The 12,270-nt window shown below is 42.4% G+C and carries 14 protein-coding genes; 8 read left to right on the top strand and 6 right to left on the bottom strand.

Annotated features, from left to right (window positions below; all coding sequences use genetic code 11):
- Position 1 precedes the first annotated feature (1 nt).
- The gene (locus tag ACN0V2_RS04740) at positions 2-760 is read left to right on the top strand and encodes a sulfite exporter TauE/SafE family protein (RefSeq protein WP_417549641.1); all 759 of its coding nucleotides are present in this window, start codon (positions 2-4) and stop codon (positions 758-760) included.
- 262 nt (positions 761-1,022) lie between these two features.
- Here the strand turns inward: ACN0V2_RS04740 and pyrE are convergent, their stop codons facing one another.
- The 6 genes from pyrE to ACN0V2_RS04710 are packed head-to-tail and all read right to left on the bottom strand — an operon-like array spanning position 1,023 to position 5,586.
- A complete protein-coding gene (gene pyrE, locus ACN0V2_RS04735; protein ID WP_417549640.1) occupies positions 1,023-1,664 on the bottom strand; it encodes an orotate phosphoribosyltransferase in 642 nt (213 codons plus the stop codon).
- The gene (gene metW, locus ACN0V2_RS04730) at positions 1,661-2,263 is read right to left on the bottom strand and encodes a methionine biosynthesis protein MetW (protein WP_417549639.1); all 603 of its coding nucleotides are present in this window, start codon (positions 2,261-2,263) and stop codon (positions 1,661-1,663) included. Before metW ends, pyrE begins: the two co-directional genes overlap by 4 nt.
- A complete protein-coding gene (metX, locus tag ACN0V2_RS04725; RefSeq protein WP_417549638.1) occupies positions 2,263-3,411 on the bottom strand; it encodes a homoserine O-succinyltransferase MetX in 1,149 nt (382 codons plus the stop codon). Before metX ends, metW begins: the two co-directional genes overlap by 1 nt.
- Before the next feature lie 24 nt (positions 3,412-3,435).
- Positions 3,436-4,011: a YggT family protein gene (locus ACN0V2_RS04720; RefSeq protein ID WP_417549637.1), complete on the bottom strand. Its 576-nt coding sequence runs from the start codon at positions 4,009-4,011 to the stop codon at positions 3,436-3,438.
- Positions 4,001-4,840 (bottom strand): pyrroline-5-carboxylate reductase, encoded by an 840-nt coding sequence (gene proC, locus ACN0V2_RS04715; protein WP_417549636.1) that lies wholly within the window; start codon positions 4,838-4,840, stop codon positions 4,001-4,003. Before proC ends, ACN0V2_RS04720 begins: the two co-directional genes overlap by 11 nt.
- Positions 4,841-4,887: 47 nt before the next feature.
- Positions 4,888-5,586, bottom strand: coding sequence for a YggS family pyridoxal phosphate-dependent enzyme (locus ACN0V2_RS04710; protein WP_417549635.1), 699 nt, complete (start codon positions 5,584-5,586; stop codon positions 4,888-4,890).
- A 90-nt stretch (positions 5,587-5,676) separates the two neighbouring features.
- On the opposite strand from ACN0V2_RS04710, the gene ACN0V2_RS04705 reads away from it, so the two are divergent.
- The 7 genes from ACN0V2_RS04705 (at position 5,677) to ACN0V2_RS04675 (ending at position 12,248) form a co-directional block, all read left to right on the top strand.
- On the top strand, positions 5,677-6,714 hold the full coding sequence (locus ACN0V2_RS04705; protein WP_417549634.1) for a type IV pilus twitching motility protein PilT: 1,038 nt from the start codon (positions 5,677-5,679) through the stop codon (positions 6,712-6,714).
- A 9-nt stretch (positions 6,715-6,723) separates the two neighbouring features.
- On the top strand, positions 6,724-7,866 hold the full coding sequence (locus ACN0V2_RS04700; protein ID WP_417549726.1) for a PilT/PilU family type 4a pilus ATPase: 1,143 nt from the start codon (positions 6,724-6,726) through the stop codon (positions 7,864-7,866).
- A 170-nt stretch (positions 7,867-8,036) separates the two neighbouring features.
- Positions 8,037-8,885, top strand: a complete 849-nt coding sequence (locus ACN0V2_RS04695) for an OmpA family protein (RefSeq protein ID WP_417549633.1) — start codon at positions 8,037-8,039, stop codon at positions 8,883-8,885.
- Between the two features lie 410 nt (positions 8,886-9,295).
- Complete coding sequence (locus ACN0V2_RS04690; RefSeq protein WP_417549632.1) at positions 9,296-9,487, top strand: CsbD family protein; 192 nt, start codon at positions 9,296-9,298, stop codon at positions 9,485-9,487.
- Positions 9,488-9,742: 255 nt separating this feature from the next.
- Positions 9,743-10,306, top strand: a complete 564-nt coding sequence (locus ACN0V2_RS04685) for a BON domain-containing protein (protein ID WP_417549631.1) — start codon at positions 9,743-9,745, stop codon at positions 10,304-10,306.
- A 7-nt stretch (positions 10,307-10,313) separates the two neighbouring features.
- Entirely contained in the window at positions 10,314-10,775 is a 462-nt protein-coding gene (locus ACN0V2_RS04680; RefSeq protein ID WP_417549630.1) for a hypothetical protein, read from the top strand.
- A 123-nt stretch (positions 10,776-10,898) separates the two neighbouring features.
- A complete protein-coding gene (locus ACN0V2_RS04675; protein ID WP_417549629.1) occupies positions 10,899-12,248 on the top strand; it encodes a sigma-54 interaction domain-containing protein in 1,350 nt (449 codons plus the stop codon).
- The last annotated feature ends 22 nt before the right edge of the window (positions 12,249-12,270 follow it).

Genomic DNA, 12,270 nt, shown 5'->3' with positions numbered 1-12,270 from the left:
TTTGAGCCTTGTTGAACATTTTATTCTGTTTGTCATTTCTTTGCTGGCAAATACTTTTTCGGCATTAAGTGGTGGCGGTGCAGGACTCATCCAGTTTCCGGTGCTGATCTTTCTTGGCTTAACCTTTTCAGTGGCCTTAGCCACTCACAAGGTAGCCAGTGTTGCTCTGGGTTTAGGTGCGGCCTTGCGTTATATGTCGACCAGCCGTTTGGAACGTCATTTTGTAATATTGATACTAGTGGCTGGTTTGCCCGGCGTTGTTATTGGTGGCAGTGTGATTTTGCTTGTTCCAGACCGAATAGCAGAAATTGCATTGGGCTTATTGACCGGTTCGCTGGGTATTTATTCGTTATTCAAACCTGCTTTAGGACAAACCTATCTACCAGTTCATCGTGAGCGCCGTGGCTATCTAATTGGCGCAGCGGTGTTATTTCTTCTAGGAATTCTTAATGGTTCATTGACGTCAGGAACCGGATTATTTGTAACCATATGGCTGATACTATGGTTTGGTATGGATTATCAACGCGCAGTAGCTTATACGCTGATTCTGGTTGGAATATTCTGGAACGGTGCCGGTGCTGTTACCTTGGGAATTCTGGGTGAAATTCGTTGGGACTGGCTACCGGCATTATTGTTAGGGTCGTTACTAGGTGGTTATCTGGGATCCCATTTAGCACTACGCTGGGGCAACCGCTGGATCAAACGTAGCTTTGAAATTGTCACCTTATTAATTGCTGTTAGATTGATTTGGGGGCCCTAGGGTCTGTTGATCTTTCAGAGCCATCACTGCTGGAGGCTATTTTTTTGTCTCACAAGGCGGAAATGATGCGATGTAGTTGTTCTACATAAGTCATTTCCAACTCTGTGGGGCGGAAAAATAGTCCCAGCCCTTCGGGTTGTGGCTGAAAATGCACCACTCAGCGTTACTAGTTATTTATTTAGAACAACTAAACTGCATTCCTCGCGCCTTGATTGGTGCATTTTCAGTCACAACAGAGGCGGATATGAAAGATCAACAGACCCTAGACCCCATATTGTTCCCGGTAAGCTTTTACCGAAGGTAAGTATTGTTTTAATTCGGCGTTGTCCTGCAGATAACTGAGTAAGTCGTTCAGACAGATAATGCTCACAACAGGAATACCATGAGTTTGTTCTACCTGTTGAATAGCGGATAACTCCCCCTGTCCACGTTCCTGACGATCCAGAGCAATGATGACACCTGCTGGTTCTGCCCCTGCAGCGAGAATAATATCGACGGACTCACCTACAGAGGTTCCGGCGGAAATCACATCGTCAATAATCAAGACCTTGCCTTTAAGCTCGGCACCCACTAATTGTCCGCCCTCGCCATGATCCTTTTTCTCTTTGCGGTTAAACACATAGGGCACGTCGCGATTGTGCTGATCGGCCAGTGCGACAACCGTGGTTGAGGCTAATGGAATACCTTTATAGGCCGGACCAAACAACACGTCATAATCAAGATCCGATTCACTAATCGCCTGAGCGTAAAAACGGCCTAAACGCGCCAGTGTTGCACCACTCTTAAATAAACCACTATTAAAAAAATATGGACTGAGTCTGCCGGATTTTAAAGTGAACTCGCCGAAGCGTAAAACGCCAGTCTCTAAAGCAAATTCGATAAAAGCGTGTTGGTAATCTTTCATGGGTTTCCGTTATGAATCAAATAAACAGCAATCTGGCCAAACAGGTTCGGTAACAAGCGGATTCCAAGGGTATCTTTATGTTCGTGATTAACCACGCTGCGGTTTATCACACTAAAACCATATTGATCACAGAGCTTTTCAAAATCTTTCAAGGTACATAAATGAATGTTCGGGGTATCAAACCAAGCATTCGGTAAATTCTTGGAGACTGGCATCATGCCGCCGAGGCCTAGTTGAAATCGGCATTGCCAATGACCAAAGTTAGGAAAACCGATAATACCTTGCTTGCCGACCCGCATAATTTCTCTGAGCAGAAAGTCTGGTCTTTTTACCGCCTGTAAGGTCTGGGACAGAATGACGAAATCAAAACTTTGATCAGAAAATTGCGTAAGTCCTTCATCCAGATCGGCCTGTATTACGTTAACGCCGCTGTTGATGCATTCAGCAAATTTACTGTTATCAATTTCCAGTCCGTAGCCGGTAACGCTCCGTTGTTGCAGATGTTTCAACAATGCACCATTGCCACAGCCCAGATCTAAAACATGCGCATTATCGGGAATCCAGTCACTGATTATTTGTAAATCAACACGTAAAGTCATCAGCCCTTCACCTCTTTTGCAACTTGCTGCATATAGCTGGCAAAGATTTCCATATAGCGTGGTATCGGCATTAAAAAGGCATCATGACCTTGGGTGGCTTCAATTTCAGCGTAACTTACGGACTTTCCTGCACTGAGCAATGCATCAACGATTTCTAGTGAGCGCAAAGGTGAAAAACGCCAGTCACTAGTAAATGAAATGATCAATGATTTAGCCTGAATCGCTTTCGCAGCTTGTGTTAAATCGTCATTAAATTCCTTAGCTGGATCAAAATAATCCAAGGCCTTGGTCATTAACAAATAAGTGTTGGCATCAAACCGTTCAACAAAGCTGGAGCTTTGATAACGCAGATAACTCTCTATCTGGAATTCAACATCGTAACCATATTGGATTTTGCCACTACGTAGTTCACGACCAAATTTTTCACCCATCGCCTCATCGGATAGATAGGTAATATGTCCCAACATTCTGGCGAGGCCTAATCCTTGTCTTGGAACAGTATTAAATTCCTGGTAACGGCCATCGTGAAATTCAGGGTCCGATTTAATCGCCGTGCGCGCCACTTCATTAAACGCAATATTCTGAGCAGATAACTTTGGGGCGGCGGCTATTATTAGTGCATGACCAACCCGGTCCGGCAATGAAATAGCCCAATATAAAGCTTGCATGCCGCCCAAACTGCCGCCGACAACTGCTGCCCATTTGTGAATGCCTAATGAGTCGGCCAGAATTGCCTGACTTTTAACCCAATCCGCAACTGTCACAATCGGAAAGTCAGGCCCATATAATTTACCCGTATCGGGATTAATCGTATTTGGGCCAGTAGAGCCTTTACAGCCTCCCAGATTATTCGGACACACCACAAAAAAATGGTTGGTATCAATTGCTTTACCCGGCCCTATAGCGCTATCCCACCAACCCGGTTTACGTTCTTCTAGAGAATTAAAACCAGCCGCATGATGATCTCCAGATAGAGCATGGCAAATAAGAATGGCATTACTTTTATCGCTATTTAACGTGCCATAGGTTTCATAAATTAAATCAAACTGTGGCAGCGTCCGCCCGCAATCCAAGGCTAAAGGCGTATCAATGTGCAAATGGGAGGGGATTACCAATCCGACAGAGTCAGCTGGCAGGGAGTCCGACATAATGTACTGTGTCCTATAACAAAATTAATACTGGGGGTACGCGGGGCCGAGCAATAAGGGCATCACTAGCATCGACAGAACCTGCAGCCCCAATATGACGACTAACGGTGACAAATCAATCCCCCCTAATAACGGCATTCTTTTGCGCACTGGATCCAACAACGGAGCATTAATTGCCTGAATCAAACTCGCCACTGGATTGTAACCTTGAGGCGCTAGCCAGCTGAGCAGAACTTCAATAATAATGGTGACGGTAAATAAACCGATAAACAGCGAAAACAACTCTGCAACAGTCAACAAGATTAATCCCGTCAATGCCGGCCAGGCTCCTGCCAGACTAAGCAATAAAGTCAGTTTGATTACGGTAACCAGAATTAATAACAATAAAACAGCAGAATCAAATTTGCGTGAGCTTGGCATAAAACTGCGAAGTGGCGCGCATAAGGGTTCGGTAATACGAATAATGGTTTGTATTAATGGATGCGTAAACGGTGTTCTAATCAGCGGTAAAAGTAAACGAATCGCCACGATATACATATAGAGCTGAAATAATGTTTCAATCAGAAACATTAACGGATTGGAAAAATAACTATTCGGCATGATGGTCTTGTCCCAATTCATTGGCCAGTTCACGAGCGCGTAATGCTGCCGCCACTAATGCATTTTCAAATAAGCCGGGCAGCCCCCCATCTTCAAGTTCATGAATGGCTCTTTCGGTAGTGCCGCCAGGGGAAGTGACCTGTTTTCGCAAAGTTCTCGCAGATTCACCACTTTCGAGCGCCATTTTAGCGGCACCAAAAGCTGTTTCCAAACATAATAATCGGGCCGTTTCTTCCGGTAGGCCCAGTTCAATAGCAGCCTTTTCCATTGCTTCCATCACCAAAAAGAAATAGGCAGGTCCACTGCCAGATAAAGCAGTTACAGCATCCATATGTTTTTCGTCTTGCAACCAGATGGCCAAGCCACAGGCACGTAAAATGGATTCTGCTAGTTCATGTTGTTGATGAGTAACATATTGATTGGCGAATAGAGCGGTAGCACCCGCTTCGACTAATGCGGGAGTGTTTGGCATAGCGCGTACGATGGAAGAATTTGATTTTCCTAACCAGCGACTGATGTCATCAATGCGAATACCGGCAGCAATCGAAATCAGTAATTGCTGTTCTTGCCAGTAAGGATTGAGTTGTTTTACTACATCCTGTAATTGCTGAGGTTTCACAGCAACAATAATCACGTCGGCGCCTTCAATGGCTTTGCGATTGTCAGTGAATGTCTGCACTGGATAGCGACTGGTAAGAGAATTGAGCGTGTCCGGCTGCTTATCAGCTACATGGATATTGTCAGCAGACATTCCATTGGCAATTAAACCGCCAATCAGACTACGCGCCATATTTCCACCGCCGATAAAGGCGAGCTTACAAGGTATCATTTAATCATTCTCCATTGAGACATCTTCTTATCGGTGTAGTGTACTGGTTATTGTTTATCGGGTGTATGCCTCTCACCAAACAAAGCGGTACCTATTCTCACCATTGTGCTGCCCTGAGTAATAGCCGCTTGCATATCTGCTGACATACCCATTGATAATGTATCGACGTCGGGATGTGCTGTTTTTAGTTGTGAAAAAAGCTGTTGCGCTCGGCCAAAAGCATCCAGTTGTTGTTCAATAGTTTCTGCAATGGCTGGTATGACCATTAAGCCTCGCAAGCGAATAGTATCCAGCTGACTTACGGCCGCAGCGAGTTCCATTAACTTATCGGGCTGAACACCAGACTTGCTGGATTCATTATCGATATTAACCTGCAAACAAATATTCAGTGGTGGCAGATTTGCTGGACGTTGGTCAGATAAACGCTGGGCAATTTTTAATCGATCGACACTTTCTACCCAATCAAAATGAGCCGCAATTTCACGGGTTTTATTGGATTGAACTGGGCCGATAAAATGCCACTCCAAAGCTAAGTCCGTTAATGCCGCAATTTTTTCCAATGCTTCCTGCAAGTAATTTTCACCAAAACGGGTTTGTCCCGCTTCGGCTAACTCACGAAGTCTAAATGCTGGCCAGGTTTTACTGACCGCCAATAATTGAACGGAGTCTTGAGGGCGATTAGCCTGTTGTTCTGCCAATTTGATGAAGTTCATCACAGATTGCAGGCGTGTTTTTGAATTTGTCATGTTGCAAGCCAGTGTGGAGCGCGCTACCTTTAGCGGTATCCGCTATGTTGTCAGTGACAGGTAGCCGTAGTTATCGAATAAGGAATGTGCATGGATATTACTGAATTGCTGACCTTTAGTGCAAAAAACAATGCGTCGGATTTGCACATTTCGGCTGGTGAGCCACCGATGATACGTGTTGATGGCGATATAAAACGTATTAACTTGCCGTCTATGGAGCACAAAGAAGTTCATGCCATGGTGTATGACATCATGAATGATCGACAGCGCAAGGACTTTGAGGAATTTTTGGAAGCGGATTTTTCATTCGAGATTCCTAACTTGGCACGTTTTCGGGTCAATGTGTTTAATCAGAATAGAGGGGCGGCAGCTGTTTTTCGGACCATTCCTTCAACTGTTTTGACACTTGAAGAGTTAGGCGCTCCCGAAATTTTCAAACAAATTTCTGATAATAATCGAGGCATTGTTTTAGTAACCGGGCCCACTGGCTCAGGTAAATCAACGACTTTGGCGGCGATGATCAATTATCGTAATGAAAAAGATAATGAACATATTCTGACTATTGAAGATCCTATTGAATTTGTTCATCGCAGCAAGAAATGCCTAATTAATCAGCGTGAAGTACATCGCGATACCCATGGGTTCAGTGAAGCCCTTCGCAGTGCCTTACGTGAAGATCCCGACATTATCCTGGTCGGTGAGTTACGTGATTTGGAAACGATTCGTCTGGCATTGACTGCCGCTGAAACGGGTCATTTGGTCTTTGGTACGTTGCATACTTCCTCAGCGGCAAAAACCATCGACCGTATTATCGACGTATTCCCGGCAGCGGAAAAAGATATGGTACGTTCGATGTTGTCAGAATCGTTACGTGCAGTTATCTCACAAACATTATTGAAGAAAGTTGGCGGCGGCCGAATTGCCGCACATGAGATCATGATTGGTACTCCGGCTATTCGTAATTTGATTCGCGAAGACAAAGTACCGCAGATGTACTCTTCTATCCAAACAGGTGGCGCATTGGGTATGCAGACATTAGATCAATGTTTGCAGGATTTACTGCGTAGACAACAAATAACCAAACACGAAGCATTGCCACGCGCTGTGAACAAGGATTTGTTCCGTTAGGAGAATATGATGGAAATTGTCACTATATTAAAAGCGGCGGTAAAACACGAAGCTTCGGATATCTTTATTACCTCGGGCCGTCCAGCCACATTGAAAGTTAACGGACGTATGGCAACACTTTCTCAGGAGCCGTTAACGGAGGAAGAAGCACGAGAGTTGGTGTTGAGCACCATGAACGATGAACAAAAACGGACTTTTGAACGGGATAAAGAGTGTAATTACGCTATTGATACCAAAGGAGCAGGCCGCTTTCGGGTCAGCGCGCTTTATCAGCGTAGTCGTATTGCCATGGTTTTACGTTTGGTCAAAGGCGAAATCCCCACCATTGAAGAACTCCATGTTCCGGAGATCATTAAAGAACTTGCCATGACCAAACGCGGCTTGGTGATGTTTGTAGGTGCTACAGGTAGTGGTAAATCCACCACCTTGGCGGCAATGATTGGTTATCGTAATCAAAATAGTACGGGTCACATTTTAACCATTGAAGATCCGATCGAATTTGATCATAAACACGCTGGATGTGTGGTGACACAGCGTGAAGTTGGTGTCGACACAGACTCATATGAAATTGCCTTGAAAAATTCATTGCGGCAAGCACCTGATGTCATTATGATCGGTGAAATCCGTAGTCGAGATACTATGGATTACGGTATTTCTTTTGCTGAAACCGGTCATTTGTGTCTTTCCACCCTCCATGCTAATAATGCTAACCAGGCTATGGAGCGGGTGATTAACTTTTTCCCGGAAGACCGACACCAACAATTGTTTCTAGATTTGTCTTTAAATCTGAAAGCGGTTGTAGCGCAACGGTTAATTCCAAAAAAAGATGGATCTGGACGAGCGGTTGCTGTTGAAGTTTTACTCAATACGCCGCTGGTTGGCGATTTGATCGAAAAAGGAAAAGTAGCAGAAATTAAGGACGTTATGAAACGTTCACGTGAACTGGGCATGCAAACTTTCGATCAATCTTTGTATGACTTGTATAAAGCTGGTGAAATATCTTACGAAGATGCATTACGAAATGCAGATTCAAGTAATGAAGTCAGGTTGATGATCAAGTTAGGATCGGAAACTGGTGAACTCCCCGCTGAAGCTGGTGCCCAAGCTTTATCCTTAGAAATGGAAAATGAGCCGATGGGGTCACGTTTTTAGAGCTAGGGTTTTAAAAGGTAAATATACCAATTTTTTAATATGTTACACTTGAAATGTAAATCGTATTATTATGATGCCTGAGTCTGAACACATGGATTATCTACGGTGTCAGCCAAATCATTAACGAACGATTACCAAAACTAAGCAATAAATCTAAAGGAACTATATCTATGAATATTTCAGTAAAATTAACCGCAGCACTGCTGACGATTGGTTTGCTGGCTGGTTGTGCAGGCCCAAATCAACGTGCGTATCAAGACTATACTTTATGTTCGGCACTTGGTGGTGCAGTGGGTGGTGCAGCAGTTGGTGCAGCAGCTAGTGGTGGTTCAGGTGCCATCGGTGGTGCAGCAGTTGGTGCCGCATTAGCATTATTACTTTGCTCTAACGATGATGTACAAGCAGAAGAAAAAGTAGCAGAAAAAACCATGTGTGAACATGAACCAGTTCCAGGTGCTTTGCTTGATGCCAATGGCTGTGCAATGGATTCAGATGGCGATGGCGTTGTTGATGGCATTGATATGTGTGCCAACACTCCAGCTGGTGTAACTGTTGATGATGTTGGTTGCCCAATTGATTCAGACAGAGATGGCGTAGCCGATTACAAAGATCTGTGCCCTAATACTCCAGAAGGTGTAATTGTTGATGAAGATGGTTGCCCTATTGCTGGTCAAACTATTTTATCTCTGACTGGCGTTAACTTTGAATTTGATAAATCTACACTGACTACCGAAGCTCAAGATACTTTGGATGAAGCAGTAGAAGCTCTGTTAAATTCTGATGAAGTTGTTGAAGTACGTGTTGAAGGTCATACTGACAGCATCGGTACTGAAGAGTACAACCAAAAACTTTCTCAAGAACGTTCAGAATCAGTTGTTGAATACCTTGTTTCTAAAGGTGTAAATGGTAATAACCTCATCCCAGTTGGTATGGGTGAAACTTCACCGATTGCAACCAACTCTACTGATGCAGGTCGCGCGTTGAACCGTCGTGTTGATTTTATTGTTAACACACAATAACAACCCGCTATAGTTGTTTCAGAAAAGGCCCTTAATTGGGCCTTTTTTGTATCTATTGATGTTGAAATAATCAATAACTATAGAATTGAGTATTGCTAGATGGCCTATCCGTGAGCCTTATTTTATAACCTTTTGCTTCTTGAAAAAATTACATCTCACCATGTTATTTCTACCAGAATTTATTTTTTGCACTATCTCGTTTTGTAAATATATTTAAATAAAATCAAATGCTTATGGTTTTGGCATGATTTCTGTAAACAACTATACTGAGTCATCTCTCTTTGAATAATTCATCATCAAGGAGTGTTGTCTGAATTGATAATGCAGAAAGTATTTTCTGTTTTCAAAAGATAAGTTTTGGTATGTAAGTGAATATCAGATTGATCTTGGTATTAAGTGAGGAGAAAGTTATGAATAAAGATATTGCAGAGGGTAAATGGACTAAGTTCAAAGGTCAGATGAGAGAGAATTGGGGTAAGTTGACTGATGATGAGATTGAAGAAACTAAAGGTAATGCTCAACAGCTAGCAGGCTTATTGCAAGAGCGCTATGGCCTTGCGAAAGACGAGGCTGAGAAGCAAGTTGAAGCGCTTAACAAATAGCTTTCATGTGTGTGATTTAGCGATGTAGATCGCTTAGTTCTGACGCAATTAATAGAAGGCGCCGTAAGGCTCCTTTTTTATTGTTGTATTAACAAACATGAACTTTTTCCCGTTAATGTTTGTAATTTATTCATGATATTCAACACTTACTAATAGTTTGTTATATATAAGTGTATGATTTTTATTATTTTTTATAGTTGGCACAGTTATGGCAACAGGTGATTTGTGACATCTAGAAATAATATGGAGATAAATATGAAATTTAAAATGAAAAGTTTAGCTATTTTGACAGCATCAACCTTAATCGCAACTCCAGTTTTAGCGAATGATTGGCAAGGGGAAGCAAGTGATGCGTGGTTGGATGGTAAATTGGAAACGTCCCTGTTGCTAAATACGGAATTAAATAATTTTAAAATTGATACCGACATTGAGAATGGTGTTGCTGTTTTAAGTGGTGAAGTTAACAATGAAACCCAAAAAGAATTAGCAGGTGAAATCGCTAAAAATATCAAAGGTATAACGAACGTAAAAAATAATCTGACAGTTGATGAAAACTATCGGAATGAAGATACTGCTGATAACGATGATAAATCTTTTAGCCGTGCATGGCACGATATGACGGTCACTGCTGGACTCAAAATGGAGCTTGCGGCGCATGATGAGCTTGAAGCAACCTCTATTAACGTATCAACTGACAATGGTGTTGTGACCTTGAAGGGAAAAGTAAAAAATGAAACCGAGCGAGACCTTGCTATTGAAATGGCTAAAGGTTACGACAAAGTAGTTGATGTGAAAGACGAACTTGTTGTAACAAATTGAGTTTCATATGTTAAATAGCAGAGATCAACAAATTATTCACGAATTGAAGAGTATTTGTGCCGATGGGCACAGCTTCTATAATATGACTGCAAGAAAGGCGGTCAGTAGTGAAATAAGAATGTTGTTTCGTGAGATGGCTCAGGTGCGGGCAGAAATTGTTAATGATATTAACAAGCGTTTTACCGGGCTGAAGAATATAGAGCCCTGTGACACAGAGTTAGCCATAACTGTACGGGCGATTTACAAGCTTACATATGGAATGTGTAACGACATAATTGATAAAGAGTGTCTTGCTGATTTAGAAGCAATGGAAATGCGTTCATTAGAGATTTTTAAAATCTGTGTGAGAAGAATGAGCAATCGACGAATGTCATCTTATTTAGCTGGGCATTTGGCTAATATTCAATTAAGTCAGGATCGTTTACAAAGATTGAAAAATGATCGACAACAACATCGCCGAGTAAGTTAATACATTCCTAGCCATCAAATTAAAGAGGGTAGAACATTAGTTCTATCCTCTTTATCTATGTTAAGAAATCCATAAATCCCCCATGTTAGACTCAAAATCAACCATTATTTGATAGCGAGTCTTATGCCAAAATTATTATTGATTACCACGGATGACAATCTTGCAGAGAAATTGAGCAAGCTCCTCGCGGCCTGCGAATTTAGTATGATTCAGGCTGCAGATCTAACCGATCATAGTCATCAGGCTGACTTGGTTATTTTTGCACCCAAGCAAACTTCTGAAACAGAATATAAATTGTTTGAAACCCATCCATTACAAAGTACTGCCGACTGGATTTTATTAAGCGATGGTCTACCCAATAAGTGGTTAGACATGATGATGACTCAAGGCATTGCTTATCATTTTCGCCAGATGAAAGACTTTTCCCCGCTGGTTGAGATAGCTCAGGAATTTGCGGAAGAGTTTAAACAGCTGAGAAAAAACCGACAGACCGCAACACTTTCCTCCAGCCTTGACCAATATGGCTCATTGCTTGGTTCTTCTGCGGTGATGCACAAATTATATCGATTGATACGACGGGTTAGCCAAACAGATGCAAATGTATTTCTGATTGGTGAAAGTGGTTGTGGGAAGGAAGTTGCAGCCAGAACTATCCATGAACAAAGTGAACGAGCCAATGAACCCATGGTTTCTGTTAATTGTGCCGCTTTGGCAGCAGATCTGGTCGAAAGTGAATTATTTGGCCATGAAAAAGGCGCTTTCACCGGCGCGGTAAATCAACATATTGGTTTTTTTGAACAAGGTGGTAATGGTACGTTATTGTTAGACGAAATCACTGAAATGCCCCTGGCTTTACAAAGCAAATTGCTCAGAGTGTTAGAAAGTGGAGAGTTTCGTCGAGTGGGTAGCGATGTGGTACGTCAATCTAAAGTCAGAGTGATTGCTGCAACAAATCGCGAACCTGAAGAGGCTATTGAAGCGGGATTTTTGCGTGAAGATCTTTATTTTCGCCTTGCACATTTTCCAATAAAACTTCCTCCTTTACGTCATCGTGATAATGATGTTATTGAGTTAGCCAAACATTTTCTTGCTTATCGTAATGAAGCCACTAATACAGGGAAAGTGTTCGCAGATGAAGTATTGGAAATTTTTGCCCAATACTCTTGGCCAGGCAATGTCAGAGAGCTTAAACATTGTGTTGAACGGGCACATATTTTGGCAGAAGAGGTCATTACGGTATCGGACTTGCCCGATTTTTCAACTATTCAGCTAGCCTCAATAGGGGAAATAGGGCCGGGTACATCAATAAAAGAAGCAGAAAAAAGCTTGATACTGTCAACGCTTGATGCATGTAAGCAAAATAAAACTCAAGCTGCCAAGCAACTTGGAATTACGGTTAAAACGTTATATAACAAACTTGAACAATACGGCCAAATAGAGCCAACACTGCATATTGGCTCAGAAGTCAATTAGTAGCTTAATGTACAGATGAGGT

Source organism: Methylophaga sp. (assembly GCF_048266885.1).
In the GTDB taxonomy this organism is placed as follows: Bacteria; Pseudomonadota; Gammaproteobacteria; order Nitrosococcales; family Methylophagaceae; genus Methylophaga.
Note: the sequence above shows the minus strand (reverse complement) of the source record. Positions and strands in the feature narration are given on the sequence as shown.